The following is a 16352-nucleotide window of genomic DNA, read 5'->3' as shown; positions in this document are numbered from 1 at the left end:
CTTGCCACATCCTCGCGTCACCTCCTCCTCCAGGGGAGGGTGAAGCGCGCAAATGGCGTCGCACGTGAGCACGATCCACGCCTCCGCCGTACTGATCGGCGCCCACGCGGTGCTGATCCGCGGCCCGTCGGGCAGCGGCAAATCGCAACTGGCGTGGCAACTGATCAACGCCGCGCTTGCGCAATTCCCGTTCGCGCGCCTCGTCGGAGACGACCGGGTCTTCGTCGAGGCCCATCATGGCCGGCTCATTGTGCGTCCGGCGCCGGAACTCGCCGGCCTTCTTGAAATCCGTGGCGCCGGCATCCGCCGGCTCCCGCACGAGCCGCGCGCCGTTGTCGGCCTGGTCGTCGATCTGGCCGCCGCCGACGCCGATCGCCTGCCGGCGCGCGAGGCGCTTACGACCGAAGTCCTCGGTATCACATTGCCGCGACTCGCCGTCGCGCCCTCTCACCAGGCGCTGCCGGCGATCCTAGCTATGCTGGACACGACCGCCGCGAGTGATTGACCTTGGGCCCAGACCTGGGCTAACCCCTCGCCAGCGATGACGTTAAGGAAAATTAACCATAAGAGGCGTATCGCTGGCCTCGCCCGAAAACCGGACCTCCGAGCCTCCTTTGGCCCCGACTTTTCGCAGCGCAGCAGAGCGCATATATAGCCAAGAAGCCCCTTGCATCGGGACATCGAATGAGCCTGAATGTGCGGCCTTTCGTGCGGCGCAACAACGCGCGCGCGGGGAGTTCGGAATGATCGGCCTCGTACTTGTGACCCACGGGCGGCTCGCTACCGAGTTTCGCTCGGCTCTTGAGCATGTCGTGGGTCCGCAGAACCAGCTCGAGGCCATTACCATCGGCCCCGACGACGACGTCGAGCAGTGCCGCAAGAACATCCTCGATGCCGTGAAGCGTGTGGACAGCGGCAGCGGTGTTGCCATCCTCACCGATATGTTCGGCGGCACCCCGTCCAATCTCGCCATTTCCGTGATGAGCCAGCCCAAGGTCGAGGTGCTGGCCGGCATCAATCTGCCGATGCTGATCAAGCTCGCCAAGGTGCGCGAGACCTGCCCGCTCGAGGCCGCCGTGGCCGCGGCGCAGGAAGCCGGCCGTAAATATTGTACGATCGCCAGCCGGGTGCTGAACGGCAAATGAGCGACGGCTCCGCGCCCGCCGATAGGGTCGCCCCGGACGGCGAGATCGTCCGCGATGTCCAGATCGTCAATAAAAAGGGCCTGCACGCCCGCGCCTCCGCGAAATTCGTGCAAACCGCCGAACAATTCGATGCCACCATCAGCGTCACCCGTCACAACGAGACGGTCGGCGGCACCTCGATCATGGGCCTGATGATGCTCGCCGCCGGCCCGGGCAGCTCGATCCGCATCGCCTGCTCCGGCAAGGACGCCGCCGCCGCCATAGAGGCGTTGTCGAGCCTTGTGGCCAGCCGGTTCGGCGAGGAGGAGTAGGCGCTGCGCGGCGGCTACAGCAGTTGCTCGATGTCAGGCCTGATCGCCTCCGGGGTCGCGTTCGGCGCATAGCGGGCCACTGCGCGCCCGTCGCGATCCACGAGGAATTTCGTGAAATTCCATTTGATCGCCTCGCTGCCGAGCAGCCCTTTCGCTGCGCTCTTGAGCCAGCGATAGAGGGGGTGTGCGTTCGCCCCGTTCACCTCGATCTTGGCGAACATCGGAAACCGGACGTCGAATTTCGTCGTGCAGAATGCGGCGATCTCGGCCGCCTCGCCCGGCTCCTGCCCGCCGAACTGGTTGCACGGAAAGCCGAGCACGGCGAAGCCGCGCGCCGACAGGTCCTCATGCAGCCGCTCAAGGCCGGCGTATTGCTGGGTGAAGCCGCATTGGCTCGCGGTGTTGACGACCAGCACGACCTGGCTGCGGAAGCGGTCGAGCGGCACCTCGGCGCCGGACAAATCGCTGGCTGAGAAATCGTAGAGCGTGGGCATGGCGCCTCCGGACGCGTGGGATCAGGCGGCACAATGCTCCGAATGGGCTGGCGAAACCATATAAAGAAATCCTTATGTATACATTGCGGGCCAGGGCGGAGGCTGTTATAGGCACGGCCAACCCGCTCCACACCCCGTCAAAGGACTGCCATGCCCGTCGCCAAGGAATACATCGTCAAGGACATCGGCCTCGCCGATTTCGGCCGCAAGGAGCTCTCGCTGGCCGAGACCGAAATGCCCGGCCTGATGGCGACGCGCGAGGAGTACGGCCCGAAGCAGCCGCTGAAAGGCGCCCGCATCGCCGGCTCGCTGCACATGACCATCCAGACCGGCGTGCTGATCGAGACGCTGACCGCGCTCGGCGCCGACGTGCGCTGGGTGTCGTGCAACATCTACTCGACGCAGGACCACGCCGCCGCGGCCATCGCCGCCGCCGGCGTGCCGGTGTTCGCGGTCAAGGGCGAGACGCTCAAGGACTACTGGGATTACACCGCCAGGCTGTTCGACTGGCATGGCGGCGGCTACCCGAACATGATCCTCGATGACGGCGGCGACGCCACCATGTACGTCCACCTCGGCGTGCGCGCCGAGAACGGCGACACGGCCTTCCTCGACAAGCCGGGCTCGGAAGAAGAAGAAGTCTTCTTCGCGCTGCTCAAGAAGCAGCTCAAGGAAAAGCCGAAGGGCTACTTCAACGAGATCGCCAAGAGCATCAAGGGCGTCTCGGAAGAGACCACCACCGGCGTGCACCGTCTCTACGACATGCAGAAGGCTGGCACGCTGTTGTGGCCGGCGATCAACGTCAACGACTCAGTCACCAAGTCGAAGTTCGACAACCTCTACGGCTGCCGTGAATCGCTGGTCGACGGCATCCGCCGCGGCACCGACGTGATGATGTCCGGCAAGATCGCGATGGTCGCGGGCTTCGGCGACGTCGGCAAGGGCTCGGCCGCTTCGCTGCGCCAAGCCGGCTGCCGCGTGATGGTGTCCGAGATCGATCCGATCTGCGCGCTGCAGGCGGCGATGGAAGGCTACCAGGTCGTGACCATGGAAGACGCAGCACCGCAGGCCGACATCTTCGTCACCGCGACCGGCAACAAGGACATCATCACGATCGAGCACATGCGCAAGATGAAAGACCGCGCGATCGTGTGCAACATCGGCCACTTCGACAACGAGATCCAGATCGCCTCGCTGAAGAACCTGAAGTGGGACAACATCAAGCCGCAGGTGGACGAGATCACCTTCCCCGACGGCCACCGCATCATCATGCTGTCGGAAGGGCGCCTCGTGAACCTCGGCAATGCCATGGGTCATCCGAGCTTCGTGATGTCGGCGTCGTTCACCAACCAGACTTTGGCGCAGATCGAGCTTTACGCCAACAACAAGGACGGCAAGTACAAGAAGGAAGTCTACGTGCTGCCGAAGACGCTCGACGAGAAGGTCGCGCGGCTGCATCTCGCCAAGATCGGCGTCAAGCTGACCGAGCTGCGCAAGGACCAGGCCGACTACATCGGCGTGCCGCAGCAGGGGCCGTTCAAGGCCGAGCACTACCGGTACTGAGTCACTTCAAAGCGACGAATAGAATGGCCGGGCCTTGCGCTCGGCCATTTGCATTTTCAGCTTGCCGCTCAGCTCTGTCATGGCCGGCACAGCCCGTCGAAGACGTGAGCAAACGCCCTTATGTCTTCCGGCCATCTCGTTATAAGGGCACAGCGGCTCCCTGATCGGGATTACCGGGAATTGGCCCTAACGCGCCAACGTCACTTCGGCAAGACGCGTCGACGTCGGCCTCGTCGGTCCGAACGAGATCATAGATGACACTGGCCAGACCGATCCTCGTGTCCGAAACCAGCCCGGTGCGGACCTCTTTCGGCCGTGCGCTGCATGTCTGCCGCTGGACCCGAAGCGGATATTCGATTCTGGCCCGGTCGGTGGCGCGATCGACAAGATTTAACAGACGGTCCGCAATAATTGTCTAAGGCAGCGTTGAATCGTTTATAACATCCACCTCAGTCGTCCCTGGATAGGTCAGTGTTCCGTCTGAATGTGGCCTTGCAACTTTCGTCAACGTTGCTTGTGCGATCTTGCCCGGCCCCATGATATGAAACACTTGTTCGCCGGCTGCCAGCAAATAATCGGTGATGATCCGGCGATGGCACCGCCACCAAACCGCCTCCGCGCACATAACCGCGCAGTGACGCGCACTGCCGATCTCACGCAAACAGGCCAAGCCTGACCTGAAGTCGGCGCTCATCGCGTAATCGGCATAGTTGTGAAAGCTCTGATTTTCCCAAAACCCATTTACGGCGGGCTTGATGTTCCGGGAGCGGGGCCGAAGACCACCGAGTTCAGCAATATGCTCATAGGCGATCTGAAAGCCGGACAACGAAGCGGGAAGCGCGTCGCGATTATATTGCGGATTTGTTCGCGAACGCGGGACCGTGCGCACATCAACAACGACACCGATCTTCGAGGCGACAAGCAGCTCGATGAACTCGCCGATCGAGCGTGTCGAGTGACCGATGGTGAAGAAAGTGAGGGCCATTCCTGCTGCGCCTTATAAGATGCGCCCCCGGCGATTAGCCGAGGCGTCTCAGTACCGCAGCCCTGTGCAAGGCGACATGATCAGTTTTATCGCTCTTGATTTCATACTGCGGTTCATCCGGGCTGGCATGGTGGACGTAGCCTTTGTAGGTAACGTTACGGCGATGCACTTTGACAATTGTCCCACGCACCCGGCCGGCTTCCGAATTCCAACTTACATGATCGCCAACCTTGAATGTCTTGACCATGGCTCATCCTGTAACGCACGTCAGCGCTCATCGCGGGCAGATTACGCTGGTTGCCAAACTGTTCACCTGAGGGCCGTTAGATCGGCATCCGGTAACCGTAGAATTCATGATCTTCATTATAGCCGCCCTGACCAGCGCCAAGGCCGGCAAAATCATGGACAAACTCGATTGCCGCGACCCATTTCACCATCTTGAACCCAAGTTCGTTTTCACAGCGCAGCCGTAGTGGCGCGCCATGCAGCACGCTGACCGGTGCGCTGTTCATCTCGTACGCAAGGATGGTGAGATCGTGACGCATGTTGGATATCCGGTGCACATCATAGTAACGCCCGGTGTCGCTTCCATCGGCCAGCGAGTAAAAGACAGCATAGCGGGCGTCGGATGTCGGACGCACCAATTCGAGGATGTGGCGCATTGGAACGCCGCCCCACTTTGCGACGCCGGACCATCCCTGAATACAAAAATGTGTCGTGATCTGCTCCTGCTTCGGCATCGCTTTCAGTTCGGCGTAGGAGAACGTCTTCGGCGTTTCCACCAGGCCTCCGACCCGAAGAGTGAAATTTCTGAAACCGTCGGCGACCAGTGCGTCATACTCGGCCGACTTCGGCATCGTGCCGTTTGGCCAGAAATACGGCGAAATATCCTTCTCCGTTAATTGGCTGTTCGGGTCCCACCATTCGGTCAGGGCGTTGAATGGCCACATCATAAACTCGCCGATCTTCTGAACGACGCGCGCATACTGGATGGTGAACGGCGAAGCCAGCCACCAGGTCACAGCCACCAGCGCCATGGCCGGGACGAAAATCGCAAACCCGCTCCAGGAGCCGTCATGCACCCCGGCGAACATCATGTTCAGGTTGGCGCGCGCGCCTGTGATAAACACCAAGGTCACATGGATCAGGATAAAAAACAGGAACCACCACAGCGCGAGAAAATGGATCGACCGGGCCCGTTGCCGATTCAATGCTTTGCCGAACCAGCCCAGACGATTTGAGATTGCGGGGCCCTGCATGAAGCCCGTGAGGATGGACGTCGGCGCGGCGACAAACACAGTGATGAAATAGGTCAGTTGCTGGAGACTGTTGTAGCGGGTCCAGCTTTCATCGGCGGGGAATGTCAGCGACAGGTACTGCAGCGCGGTCGAGACTGCGTTCGGGAACACATCCCATGTGGTGGGGACCAGCCTCTGCCATTGGTTCGTCCAGAACAGCAACGCGTAGAGGATAATGCCATTGATGATCCACAGCAGGCCGAAGGAGAAATGCCACCAGCGGGCCAGCCCGATCGAGTGCCGAATGCCGGGAATGCCCAGCCAGCGCGGGATGGTCACTGCGTCGTCCTTGGCGGTCCAGATCCGCCCCTTGGGAACGGGCCTCTGAAAGCGAAACCACTCGGTGCCGGGCGTGCAATCGCGTTTCCAGTACAGGCGTGGGTGGTCGGCGAGAACTTGAATGCCGGAGCGAATGATGAACGCCATGAACAGCAGGTTCAGGAAATGCTGCACCCGCAACCACGCCGGAAAGCCATCGACGACGGCCCGTGCGGTCGGCGGAACACCGGGGTAGCGCACGAGCAATTCCTGAACGGCCGGAATTTCGCGCAGCGCCTGGGCTACGGCCACGCCGATGACGGCAAGCACAAAGCCGATCGGCAATATCCAAAGGACGTTGATCCAATGCCGGCCGATCCGCACCTTAGGCGCTACGCCGGTTTGCGGCGGCAACCAGTCGTTCAGGAGAATCCGGTCGTCCGCCCGGCTCAGTTTAGCCTCGATGGGATCGAGCGAATAGGGAACGTTGCGAGCTGTCATAAAAGCGCTCCGAGGTCGAGCCGCGTTACCCCGCCTCTCTGACGGGAGCACGGGAGCAAAGAAGGAGCGGTCGGCAGATGTCGGGCTTAGTCGAACCAGCGACCTCAACTGAATTACTGGGCAGCTTCGGTTCAGTCTGAAGGGTTCAAAGTCTAACGCGATCGGACGACTGAATCCGGGGTTTTGCTCTTGAATTGCGACGTTGCGCCGGAGTCCGATGTGGAGGTCGTCGGGTTTGGCGGCGGCGTGTGACGATGCGGCATCATAAATGTCATTGCGATCCAAAAGGCCAACCAAAGCCACCAGTAATTTGTCCGATGCGCAGGCCCAGTCCGGGCATCTGCGGTAGCGGTAGCGGTAGCCTCATCCAGTCGCGGAAGAAGCCGAACAAGCTGTGCAGCGGCGGCTGCCGCCTCCGACGATTTCCAGCTTCTGCCCGATACCAGATCGAGGATCGAGAGCAGCGTCGTCTCAGCGATCTGCTTGGGCATTGCTGCCAATCGAGCTGCCTCCTCCCACGGATCGACATTGAACCGCGCCAGCGCGGACAGGACACTAAGACGCAGCCCGTTCGGGTCCTCGCAGACCGGCGCAAACAGGAAGTCGTCGTAACGGGCACTGAGCGTTGAAAATCTTGATCGGTGATCCACGAGGGAGCCGCCTAACGCGTTTAGAGCTTCGATCGGGGCGAACGAAGGGGCTGTAGCGACAACTATCCGGCCTGCGAGTCGTTCGGAGGGTTACGTGAAGATAAATAATGACCCATTCTTCAAATAGTGGTCTGTTTTGAACAGATTTTTAGATGCGCCAGACAGACAATTTGCTGCCTCGCTGCTGCGGGCACCCCCCATGGCCCCCAGCCAATCGCGCGCAGTGGCGGGGTCCTTTTTCAAAACTGCGAGCGGGCCTAATGTCCGCTTCTGGCCCGGAGCGGACATCCCTATTCGAGGGGCCGTTCAAGGCCGAGCACTACCGGTCCTGAAACACGCGTGTTTCACGAGCTCGTGCTGTGCCTGGCCTCCGCGCCGGGCACAGGCGTTTTTGGTCTCCGTATTTGACCGGAGGCGCCGGTTTGATCCGGATCAACAATTGGAACTTTGCCGCGGCTTCACTGTTTCCCGTCTGACAGTTTTTGGAGGGCGCGATGCGGAAGCCAGTTTCCCGCGCGGCCGTTCGGTCGGCCGCCAAAGACAACACCGATTTCCTCGCCTGGTGGGACGTCGCCCTCTGGGGCGCGGCCGCGCTCTTCCTGCTGGTGACCTTCCAGCCGTTCTGACGGGTCAGCGCCGCGGCGGCACCAGCACGATGGTGTAGGCCTGCGGCGTCCCCAGCTTGCCCCACACACCCCGCACGATGGTGCTTTCGACCGTCCGACTGCCCGGCATCCCTTGAGCGGCAGCCGCGGCGGCTGTCTTGCAGCCCGTATTCCCGGACGGACAGACCAGCGCCATGCCGTCGCGTTTGAGGTCCTCGGCCGACGGCGCCGGCATGTTGGTCAGCGCGCGCGGGCGATCGGCGCTCCAGGTGATGACGCCATCGACGAGGCTCGGATCGCCGCCGACGAAGCGCAGGACCTCGGGGGTCGTGTTCTTCCAGTCGCGGTCGACCTCCTGCGCGAGCAGCCGCGCCTGCGCCACCGACGGATCGACGCGATCGCGCGTGTACCAGGCAATGGCCGGCGAGGCGATGAGCATCACGATCGGCACGGCAATGGCGATGCCGAGCAGCCGTTGCGTCTCGATCGGGCGCATGACGAAGGCAGGCGGCGAGAGCAGAAGCACGGGCAGCAAAGTCCATGCCGACATCGACCAGAGCGAGGTGATTTCGGTCTTGCCGGCGATGGCGCCGACAACCGGCAGCAATAGCGGCGCCCAGAACGCCGCGGCGGCGAGGCGCCGCTCGTCGTCGGAGGGCCAAGCCGCGTCGGCGAACACGGCCGGCCGCCGCGCCATCGCCGCCACGATGATCAGCGGCAGCGTGACATAGCCGAGCGAGCCGCCGAGATAGCCGAGCGTGCTCGTCGCCGCGACCGCGAAAGATTTTTCGCCATGGATGGTCAGGGCGTAAGTGAACGTTTCGAAGTGACTGTGCACGAGCCACCGCAGATGCGGGGCCATCAGCACGAGGCCGACGGCCACCGTGATCCACGGCGCCGGCGAGCGGAAATAGGCACCACGGCGGCGATCGACGAGCGCGGCCACGACCAGCCCGGCGAGCAGGAACACCGACCAGTACTTGCCGTACATCGAGGCCGCCGCGCCGAGCCCCGCCAGCGCGGCGTATTCTGCCGAACGCGTGCGATATGACCGCAGGAACCAAAAGGTCGTCGCCGCCCAGAGCGGCATCAGCACCGTGTTGACGTTGTATTTGAGCGCGTGGAAGTTGAAGAACGGCACCAAAGTGAGCAACGCCAGGCCGACGACCCGCTTCTCGGCGTCGAGGTAATCCGCCATCAGCCGCCAGGCGATCCACAGCGCCAGCGCCGGCATCAGCATCGCCAGCAGGTAGTACGACCACTCCGCCATCGGGAACACGTCGAACCAGCCGCGCACGATCCAGGCGGCGAGCGGCGGGTGCTTCACGTAGCCGAGCGCCAGGTCGCGCGACCAGGCGACGATCTCGGTCATGTCCGGGTGCAGCCCCTGCGGCGACTTGGCGATGGTGCCGTAGGCGGTCCAGAGCACGGTGTAGGCCGCGAGCAGCCACAGCACCGTGCGCTCGCCCCGCGCCGGATCGATGAGCGCTGCACGCAGGCGGGCGAGACGGCTGGGACGGCTGGCGGACATGGCAGGGCTATGACACGCCGGGGCCGGATTCGTCCAACGTCTCCCGTCGTCCTGAGCCGCCAGTGCGGGCTCCTCAGGACGACGGGAGACGCTTCTTGTGAACCCCCTGCCCGGGTGTTATCTCGCGCCCCATGACGTCCGTCCCGATCGAAAACATCCGCAATTTCTCCATCGTCGCGCATATCGACCATGGCAAATCGACGCTCGCCGACCGGCTCATCCAGCTCACCGGCGGGCTCGATGCGCGCGAGATGGCGGGCCGGGAGCAGGTGCTCGACTCGATGGACATCGAGAAGGAGCGCGGCATCACCATCAAGGCGCAGACGGTGCGCCTGAAGTACCGCGCCAAAGACGGCAAGGACTACATCCTCAACCTGATGGACACGCCGGGCCACGTCGACTTCGCCTACGAGGTCAATCGCTCGCTCGCCGCCTGCGAGGGCTCGCTGCTGGTGGTCGACGCCAGCCAAGGCGTCGAGGCGCAGACGCTCGCCAACGTCTATCACGCGCTCGACGCCGGCCACGAGATCGTGCCCGTGCTCAACAAGGTCGACCTGCCCGCCGCCGAGCCGGAAAAGATCAAGCAGCAGATCGAGGACGTGATCGGCCTCGATGCCTCGGAGGCCATCGGCATTTCGGCAAAGACCGGGTTGAACGTCGACCAGGTGCTGGAAGCCATCGTCACCAAGCTGCCGCCGCCGAAGGGCGACCGCGATGCGCCGCTCAAGGCGCTGCTGGTCGATAGCTGGTACGACGCCTATCTCGGCGTGGTCGTGCTGGTGCGTGTCGTCGATGGCGCGCTCAGAAAGGGCCAGCGCATCCGCATGATCGGCATCGAGTCGCACTATGAGGTGGATCGCGTCGGCGTGTTCCTGCCGAAGCTGACGCCGGTGGACGAGCTCGGACCCGGCGAGATCGGCATGTTGACGGCGTCGATCAAGGAGGTCGCCGATACGCGCGTCGGCGACACCATTACCGACGAGCGCAACCCCGTCGACGATCCGCTGCCGGGCTTCAAGCCGGCAATTCCGGTGGTGTTCTGCGGCCTGTTCCCCGTCGACGCCGCGCAGTTCGAGGACTTGCGTGCCGCTATGGGCAAGCTGCGGCTCAACGACGCCAGCTTCACCTACGAGATGGAGACGAGCGCGGCGCTCGGCTTCGGCTTCCGCTGCGGCTTCCTCGGCCTGCTGCATCTGGAAATCATCCAGGAGCGGCTCGAGCGCGAGTTCAACCTCGATTTGATCGCGACGGCGCCGTCGGTCATCTACAAGATGAACCTGCGCGACGGCACGCAGATCGAATTGCACAATCCGGTCGACATGCCGGACGTGATGAAGATCCTGACCATCGAGGAGCCGTGGATCGAGGCGACGATCCTGACGCCCGACGACTATCTCGGCTCGGTGCTGAAACTCTGCCAGGATCGCCGCGGCAATCAGAAAGAGCTGACCTATGTCGGCTCGCGCGCGATGGTGAAGTACGACCTGCCGCTCAACGAAGTGGTGTTCGACTTCTACGACCGCTTGAAGTCGGTATCGAAGGGCTACGCCTCGTTCGACTACCACCTCACCGACTATCGCGAAGCCGATCTGGTGAAAATGTCGATCCTCGTCAACGAAGAGCCGGTCGACGCGCTGTCGATGCTGGTGCATCGCACGCGCGCCGAAACGCGCGGCCGCGGCATGGTGGAAAAGCTGAAGGAGCTGATCCCGCCGCACATGTTCCAGGTGCCGATCCAGGCCGCCATCGGCGGCAAGATCATCGCCCGCGAGACCGTGCGCGCGCTGCGCAAGGACGTCACCGCCAAGTGCTACGGCGGCGACGCCACCCGCAAGCGCAAGCTGCTCGACAAGCAGAAGAAGGGCAAGAAGAAGATGCGGCAGTTCGGCAAGGTCGACATTCCGCAGGAGGCGTTCATCGCCGCGCTGAAGGTGGATGTGTAGACGAGGCAGCTGCCCGAACAGCCGTTGCGGCCTGCCTTACGTCATTCCGGGGCGCGCCGAAGGCGCGAACCCGGAATCCACAAACACGAAGACAGCCAGCCTTGCTGGATTCCGGGTTCGCGGCCTCGCGGCCGCGCCCCGGAATGACTAGGAAGAATTGTATGATCCGTCTCGACAACATCTCCAAACAAAACGGCCACCAACTCCTCTTCATCGAGGCCTCCGCGGCGCTCAACAGGGGTGAAAAGGTCGGCCTCGTCGGCCCGAACGGCGCCGGCAAGACGACCTTGTTCCGCATGATCACGGGACAGGAGGCGCCCGACGAAGGCCAGGTCGCGGTCGATCGCGGCGTCACCATCGGTTACTTCAGCCAGGACGTCGGCGAGATGGCAGGACGCAGCGCCGTCGCCGAGGTGATGGACGGCGCCGGGCCGGTGAGCGAAATCGCCGCCGAGATGAAGGAGCTGGAAGCCGCGATGGCCGATCCGGATCGCGCCGACGAGATGGACGCCATCATCGAGCGCTACGGCGAGGTACAGCACCGCTTCCAGGAGCTCGACGGCTATGCGCTGGAAAGCCGCGCGCGCGAGGTGCTTGCCGGCCTCTCGTTCACTCCGGAGATGATGGACGGCGACGTGGCTAAGCTGTCGGGCGGCTGGAAGATGCGCGTGGCGCTCGGCCGTATTCTCCTGATGCGGCCCGACGCCATGTTGCTCGACGAGCCGTCGAACCATCTCGACCTCGAAAGCCTGATCTGGCTCGAGCAGTTCCTCAAGGGCTACGAGGGCCTGCTGCTGATGACCTCGCACGACCGCGAGTTCATGAACCGCATCGTCGGCAAGATCGTCGAGATCGACGGCGGCGGCCTGACGACTTATTCCGGCGACTACGAATTCTATGAACAGCAGCGCGCGCTCAGCGAAAAGCAGCAGCAGGCGCAGTTCGAGCGGCAGCAGGCGATGCTGGCCAAGGAGATCAGGTTCATCGAGCGCTTCAAGGCGCGCGCCTCCCATGCGGCGCAGGTGCAGAGCCGCGTGAAGAAGCTGGACAAGATCGAGCGCGTCGAGCCGCCGAAGCGGCGCCAGACGGTGGCGTTCGACTTCCCGCCGGCGCCGCGCTCCGGCGACGACGTGGCGATCCTGAAGGACGTACAGAAGGGCTATGGCAGCCGCAGCATCTATGACGGCCTCGATTTCACCGTGCGGCGCAAGGAGCGCTGGTGCGTCATGGGCGTCAACGGCGCCGGCAAGTCGACGCTATTGAAGCTGGTGGCCGGCGCCACCGATCCGGACGACGGCACCGTGGCGCTGGGCGCCAGCGTCAAGCTGGGCTACTTCGCGCAGCATGCCATGGATCTGCTCGATGGCGAACGCACGGTGTTCGAGACGCTGGAGGACACCTTCCCGCAGGCGGGCCAGGGCTCGCTGCGCACGCTCGCCGGCTGCTTCGGCTTCTCCGGCGACGACGTCGAAAAGAAGTGCCGCGTCCTGTCGGGCGGCGAGAAGGCGCGGCTGGTCATGGCGCTGATGCTGTACGACCCGCCGAACTTCCTCGTGCTCGACGAGCCGACCAACCATCTCGACATGGCGACCAAGGAGATGCTGATCACGGCGCTCGCCGATTACGAGGGCACGATGCTGTTCGTGTCGCACGACCGGCGCTTCCTCGCCGCGCTGTCCAATCGCGTGCTGGAGCTGACGCCCGACGGCGTGCACCAATACGGCGGCGGCTACACGGAATATGTCGCGCGCACCGGGCACGAAGCGCCAGGGCTGCACAGTTGACCCGCGCGCTGCGCGGGCCGCCGACTCTAAATTTGCGTTGGTCGCCAGCGAACGAATCGAGCGCCGGCCTTAAGGATTCACTACCCACGGCACCAGGAACTCGACGCCGACCTTCTTGCCGTCGCCGCTGCGGCGCACGACCCGGCAACGGCGCGAGACCGTCAGCGTGAATTCCTGCAGATCCTCGTTGTCCGGCACCTCGATCAGCGCGCCGGTCTGCGAGATGTCGTGCATCGTGCAGTGCAGCTCGGCGCCTGCCTCGTCCATCGTGATCAGCGCCTTGACCTTGACGTCATAGCGGCGCGCACGCCGGCGTTCGCGGGCGGCAAGCACAGTCTGAAACCTTCCCATGGGGTTCTCCGGGGTCCGGTGGGTACGATGCGACCGCATGGTCGGTGCAAATTGCGAGGAACTCGTTCCGCGAAACAATCGAAATTGTTTCAATGACGCCGGTGAATTGCGGACGAAAAGCCCGCGTTCTCGCGCGCCGTGCCTCGCGTCAATGCGAGCCTGGTCCGCCGTAATAGGGATTATGCGGCGCGAAGATGCTGCGGAAGGTCATGTCTTCTTCGTATCGGCGCAGGGGCGCCTGCCGCCTGCGCGCGGCGCCTTCATGCCGCGCCGCCGGCGGGCCTTCGCCGGTGACGACGATGCGCGTGTCCTTCGTGTGCTGCTGCACCAACTCGAACAGGATCTTGGCATTGTTCGGATGCAGGCGGATGCAGCCGTGCGACGCCGGGCGGCCGAGATGCGAGATCTCGTAGCTGCCGTGGATGGCGTAGCCTTCGTCGAAGAAGATCGACCACGGCATCGGCGACCAGTCGTATTTGCGCGAGAACCATTTGCGCGCCAGCCACTCGGGCCTGTAGCTGCCGTTGGGGGTGCGATAGCCCCAACGCGCGGTCGACACCGGCCAGTCGTAGCGATGCGCGCCGTCGACCTCGACACTGAGCCGCTGTGCGGTCTTGTCGACGGTGATGACGATCTCGGCGCGTGCCGAGGCAAGCGCGGTCATCAATGCGCAGGCAAACGCGATGGCGGCAAGAACGCGCGGCATACCCCAACTCCCGGCAGGAGAATGCCACCGCCGGGGAGAGGGTTTCTTAATTTAGATCAATTCGGTTAATGCGATGAAGCCGTCAACGGACGAAGTGGTATTTGCGGTCGAGGCTGCGCAGCCAGGCCTCGCGCTCGCGCAGCACGCGCGCCTCGTCGCTGGCGACATACGTCCTCACGTGATGGGGCGGATGCGCCGCTTCGGCGCGGGCGGCCGGGCGCGTCCGCGCGCTCAGATGCCCGGCGGGTTCGGCCTTGGCGGCAGACTGCGGATGCCCGGCCGGCGCGGCGACCTCCTGCCGCGCGAGGGCCACGGCGACATCCGGCTGCGTTGCAGCGGCCGGCGCGGCCTCCGCGACCGAGACGTTGGCCGGCACATGGCGCAGGCGTGGCAGCGGCCCGTCCGTCACCACGAACCTGGCGTGGCGCATGCCGACGCGGCGAATGAGCGTGAACAACGTGTGCGCGTTGGCGGGGCTGAGTCGCACGCAGCCGTGCGACGCGGCGTGGCCGAGATGGCGCACCTCGACCGTGCCATGCACGGCATAGCCGCGATAAAAGAACATCGACCACGGCATCGGCGCATTGTCGTATTTGCGCGAATACCAGTGCGGCTCGAGGCGCTGCGGATGGAAGACCCCCGAGGGCGTGCTGTAGCCGCGGCGGCCGGTCGACACCGGCCAGGTGTAGGTCTCGCTGCCGTCGACGCTCACGGCGAGCTTCTGCTGCGCTTTGCTGATGGTGACCACGACCTCGGCGCGGGCAGCGCCGCAAGCCAAAAGAAGCGCAGCGGCGGCGGCCGCAAGACGTGCGCGACGCATGGAGCACCCCCCGATTGCGAAAGCGGGTTCCATGTTCCCTTGCCGCAGGGAACTTGTAAAGTTTTAATTAACCATGAAAAGCCTTGATCCTGTTCGCTTTTTCGTGATGCGGCACTGGTATATGGCGACCACCACCGCCTAAACCATGCTGCGCATTTAACGCGACATAACCCGGGCCAGGCGCTAGTGAATCAAGCCATGCGCACGCGCCTGCTCGCCCTGTTCGCCCTGTCCGCCCTGACGATCGGCGGCATCCTCGCCGTGGATCGCGCGTCGATCGCGCAATCGCCGCCGGCAGCGGCGACGCCGGACGCAACGCCATCCACGACCGCCGCTCCGGCCTCCAGCCCGCCTGCTGCAGCCGCTCCCGTCACGGCTGCGCCCACAACCGCACCGGCCGCCCCGGTCGTGAGCACGCCGCCTGCGCAACCGCCCGCGCCGATCGTCACGGCGCCGCCGGCACCGACGCCCGCTCCGGTCGTCACCGCTCCTGCGGCGACGACCCCCGCGCCCGTTGTCGCGACGCCGGCGCCGCTGCCGCAGCAGAAGCCGGCGGTCAGCGAAGCGAAGAAGGACGCCACCGAGCCGGCGAAGATCCTGTTCTCCGAAAAGAAGCTGCCGTCGGTCGGCAAGCCGCTGGCGATCGGCTACTATCCGCGCGGCTGTCTGCAGGGTGCCGAAGCGCTGCCGGTCACCGGCAAGACCTGGCAGGTCATGCGGCCGTCACGCAACCGCAACTGGGGCCATCCCGAGCTCGTCAAATTCCTCGAGCGCTTCGCGCCGCTCGCCGCCAAGGCGACCGGCTGGCACGGCATCCTCGTCGGCGACATGGCGCAGCCCCGCGGCGGGCCGCTGCCGTTCGGCCACATGAGCCACCAGATCGGCCTCGACGTCGACGTGTGGCTGACGCCGATGCCGGCTCACGTGCTGAGCAAGGAAAAGCGCGAGACGATGGGGCCGCTCAATCTCGTCGCCCCCGACTGGAAGCACATCAATCCGAAGACGTGGACAACGGCCGACATCGCCTTCATCCGCACCGCCGCCGAGCAACCCGAGGTCGAGCGCGTGCTGGTCAACGCGGCGATCAAGAAAGAGATGTGCGAGTTGCAGGGCGACAAGCATCCGGCGTGGATGGACAAGGTGCGTCCCTGGTACGGCCACAACGACCACATGCATATCCGGCTGAAATGCCCGGCGGATTCGCCGCACTGCCGCCATCAGCCGCCGGTGCCGGACAGCGCCGCCTGCGGCAAGCCGCTCGACTATTGGTTCTCCGACCGCGTGCTGCACCCGAAGCCGAAAAAAGGCGGCAAGCCGCCGAAGCAGATCATGCTCGCGGACCTGCCGACCGCCTGCAAGACCGTGCTCAACGCGCCGGCGAAGACGATCAGCGCCGGCGTCCATTAA

17 protein-coding genes are annotated in these 16352 nt (G+C 64.1%); 8 read left to right on the top strand and 9 right to left on the bottom strand.

Going from position 1 to position 16352, the window contains the following annotated elements; genetic code table 11:
* Positions 1-52 precede the first annotated feature (52 nt).
* From VGV41_RS00390 to VGV41_RS00380, 3 genes are all read left to right on the top strand, one after another.
* On the top strand, positions 53-505 hold the full coding sequence (locus VGV41_RS00390; RefSeq protein WP_326861659.1) for an HPr kinase/phosphatase C-terminal domain-containing protein: 453 nt from the start codon (positions 53-55) through the stop codon (positions 503-505).
* Between the two features lie 238 nt (positions 506-743).
* Entirely contained in the window at positions 744-1145 is a 402-nt protein-coding gene (locus VGV41_RS00385; protein WP_326861658.1) for a PTS sugar transporter subunit IIA, read from the top strand.
* Positions 1142-1456, top strand: coding sequence for an HPr family phosphocarrier protein (locus tag VGV41_RS00380; RefSeq protein WP_326861657.1), 315 nt, complete (start codon positions 1142-1144; stop codon positions 1454-1456). The genes VGV41_RS00385 and VGV41_RS00380 overlap by 4 nt, the downstream gene beginning before the upstream one ends.
* A 14-nt stretch (positions 1457-1470) precedes the next feature.
* Here VGV41_RS00380 and VGV41_RS00375 read toward each other — a convergent pair whose 3' ends face one another.
* The gene (locus VGV41_RS00375; protein WP_326861656.1) at positions 1471-1950 is read right to left on the bottom strand and encodes a glutathione peroxidase; all 480 of its coding nucleotides are present in this window, start codon (positions 1948-1950) and stop codon (positions 1471-1473) included.
* A 150-nt stretch (positions 1951-2100) separates the two neighbouring features.
* Between VGV41_RS00375 and ahcY the strand changes: the two genes are divergently transcribed.
* Complete coding sequence (gene ahcY, locus VGV41_RS00370; protein ID WP_326861655.1) at positions 2101-3513, top strand: adenosylhomocysteinase; 1413 nt, start codon at positions 2101-2103, stop codon at positions 3511-3513.
* Between the two features lie 415 nt (positions 3514-3928).
* On the opposite strand, the gene VGV41_RS00365 is transcribed toward ahcY, so the two are convergent.
* The 4 genes from VGV41_RS00365 to VGV41_RS00350 form a co-directional block, all read right to left on the bottom strand.
* Complete coding sequence (locus VGV41_RS00365; RefSeq protein WP_326861654.1) at positions 3929-4498, bottom strand: DUF488 domain-containing protein; 570 nt, start codon at positions 4496-4498, stop codon at positions 3929-3931.
* A 34-nt stretch (positions 4499-4532) separates the two neighbouring features.
* Positions 4533-4745 carry a DUF2945 domain-containing protein gene (locus VGV41_RS00360; RefSeq protein ID WP_326861653.1) on the bottom strand — a complete coding sequence of 71 codons (213 nt, stop codon included), beginning with the start codon at positions 4743-4745 and terminating at the stop codon, positions 4533-4535.
* Between the two features lie 76 nt (positions 4746-4821).
* On the bottom strand, positions 4822-6555 hold the full coding sequence (locus VGV41_RS00355; protein WP_326861652.1) for a molybdopterin-dependent oxidoreductase: 1734 nt from the start codon (positions 6553-6555) through the stop codon (positions 4822-4824).
* A 152-nt stretch (positions 6556-6707) separates the two neighbouring features.
* Positions 6708-7205 (bottom strand): hypothetical protein, encoded by a 498-nt coding sequence (locus VGV41_RS00350; RefSeq protein WP_326861651.1) that lies wholly within the window; start codon positions 7203-7205, stop codon positions 6708-6710.
* Between the two features lie 494 nt (positions 7206-7699).
* Here VGV41_RS00350 and VGV41_RS00345 point away from each other — a divergent pair, with 494 nt between their 5' ends.
* On the top strand, positions 7700-7831 hold the full coding sequence (locus VGV41_RS00345) for a hypothetical protein (protein WP_326861650.1): 132 nt from the start codon (positions 7700-7702) through the stop codon (positions 7829-7831).
* A gap of 4 nt (positions 7832-7835) precedes the next feature.
* Here the strand turns inward: VGV41_RS00345 and VGV41_RS00340 are convergent, their stop codons facing one another.
* Positions 7836-9341: a glycosyltransferase family 39 protein gene (locus VGV41_RS00340; RefSeq protein WP_326861649.1), complete on the bottom strand. Its 1506-nt coding sequence runs from the start codon at positions 9339-9341 to the stop codon at positions 7836-7838.
* Positions 9342-9472: 131 nt separating this feature from the next.
* On the opposite strand from VGV41_RS00340, the gene lepA reads away from it, so the two are divergent.
* Together lepA and VGV41_RS00330 are read left to right on the top strand one after the other, a co-directional pair.
* On the top strand, positions 9473-11284 hold the full coding sequence (lepA, locus tag VGV41_RS00335) for a translation elongation factor 4 (RefSeq protein ID WP_326861648.1): 1812 nt from the start codon (positions 9473-9475) through the stop codon (positions 11282-11284).
* Positions 11285-11445: 161 nt separating this feature from the next.
* A complete protein-coding gene (locus VGV41_RS00330; protein WP_326861647.1) occupies positions 11446-13068 on the top strand; it encodes an ABC-F family ATP-binding cassette domain-containing protein in 1623 nt (540 codons plus the stop codon).
* A gap of 69 nt (positions 13069-13137) precedes the next feature.
* On the opposite strand, the gene VGV41_RS00325 is transcribed toward VGV41_RS00330, so the two are convergent.
* From VGV41_RS00325 to VGV41_RS00315, 3 genes are all read right to left on the bottom strand, one after another.
* On the bottom strand, positions 13138-13419 hold the full coding sequence (locus VGV41_RS00325) for a PilZ domain-containing protein (protein ID WP_326861646.1): 282 nt from the start codon (positions 13417-13419) through the stop codon (positions 13138-13140).
* A gap of 148 nt (positions 13420-13567) precedes the next feature.
* The gene (locus VGV41_RS00320) at positions 13568-14125 is read right to left on the bottom strand and encodes a L,D-transpeptidase (RefSeq protein WP_326861645.1); all 558 of its coding nucleotides are present in this window, start codon (positions 14123-14125) and stop codon (positions 13568-13570) included.
* A gap of 82 nt (positions 14126-14207) precedes the next feature.
* The gene (locus tag VGV41_RS00315; protein ID WP_326861644.1) at positions 14208-14945 is read right to left on the bottom strand and encodes a L,D-transpeptidase; all 738 of its coding nucleotides are present in this window, start codon (positions 14943-14945) and stop codon (positions 14208-14210) included.
* Between the two features lie 198 nt (positions 14946-15143).
* Between VGV41_RS00315 and mepA the strand changes: the two genes are divergently transcribed.
* Entirely contained in the window at positions 15144-16352 is a 1209-nt protein-coding gene (mepA, locus tag VGV41_RS00310) for a penicillin-insensitive murein endopeptidase (protein WP_326861643.1), read from the top strand.

This window comes from Pseudolabrys sp. (assembly GCF_035943735.1).
Classification (GTDB): domain Bacteria; phylum Pseudomonadota; class Alphaproteobacteria; order Rhizobiales; family Xanthobacteraceae; genus Pseudolabrys.
Note: the sequence above shows the minus strand (reverse complement) of the source record. Positions and strands in the feature narration are given on the sequence as shown.

Bases quoted from the DNA above. Each gene is read 5' to 3' on its own strand.
- VGV41_RS00390 (WP_326861659.1), top strand. From the start codon at position 53: ATGGCGTCGCACGTGAGCACGATCCACGCCTCCGCCGTACTGATCGGC.
- ahcY (WP_326861655.1), top strand. From the start codon at position 2,101: ATGCCCGTCGCCAAGGAATACATCGTCAAGGACATCGGCCTCGCCGAT.
- mepA (WP_326861643.1), top strand. From the start codon at position 15,144: ATGCGCACGCGCCTGCTCGCCCTGTTCGCCCTGTCCGCCCTGACGATC.
- VGV41_RS00330 (WP_326861647.1), top strand. From the start codon at position 11,446: ATGATCCGTCTCGACAACATCTCCAAACAAAACGGCCACCAACTCCTC.
- VGV41_RS00375 (WP_326861656.1), bottom strand. From the start codon at position 1,950: ATGCCCACGCTCTACGATTTCTCAGCCAGCGATTTGTCCGGCGCCGAG.
- VGV41_RS00340 (WP_326861649.1), bottom strand. From the start codon at position 9,341: ATGTCCGCCAGCCGTCCCAGCCGTCTCGCCCGCCTGCGTGCAGCGCTC.
- VGV41_RS00325 (WP_326861646.1), bottom strand. From the start codon at position 13,419: ATGGGAAGGTTTCAGACTGTGCTTGCCGCCCGCGAACGCCGGCGTGCG.
- VGV41_RS00315 (WP_326861644.1), bottom strand. From the start codon at position 14,945: ATGCGTCGCGCACGTCTTGCGGCCGCCGCCGCTGCGCTTCTTTTGGCT.
- VGV41_RS00345 (WP_326861650.1), top strand. From the start codon at position 7,700: ATGCGGAAGCCAGTTTCCCGCGCGGCCGTTCGGTCGGCCGCCAAAGAC.
- VGV41_RS00365 (WP_326861654.1), bottom strand. From the start codon at position 4,498: ATGGCCCTCACTTTCTTCACCATCGGTCACTCGACACGCTCGATCGGC.
- VGV41_RS00380 (WP_326861657.1), top strand. From the start codon at position 1,142: ATGAGCGACGGCTCCGCGCCCGCCGATAGGGTCGCCCCGGACGGCGAG.
- VGV41_RS00385 (WP_326861658.1), top strand. From the start codon at position 744: ATGATCGGCCTCGTACTTGTGACCCACGGGCGGCTCGCTACCGAGTTT.
- VGV41_RS00320 (WP_326861645.1), bottom strand. From the start codon at position 14,125: ATGCCGCGCGTTCTTGCCGCCATCGCGTTTGCCTGCGCATTGATGACC.
- lepA (WP_326861648.1), top strand. From the start codon at position 9,473: ATGACGTCCGTCCCGATCGAAAACATCCGCAATTTCTCCATCGTCGCG.
- VGV41_RS00360 (WP_326861653.1), bottom strand. From the start codon at position 4,745: ATGGTCAAGACATTCAAGGTTGGCGATCATGTAAGTTGGAATTCGGAA.
- VGV41_RS00355 (WP_326861652.1), bottom strand. From the start codon at position 6,555: ATGACAGCTCGCAACGTTCCCTATTCGCTCGATCCCATCGAGGCTAAA.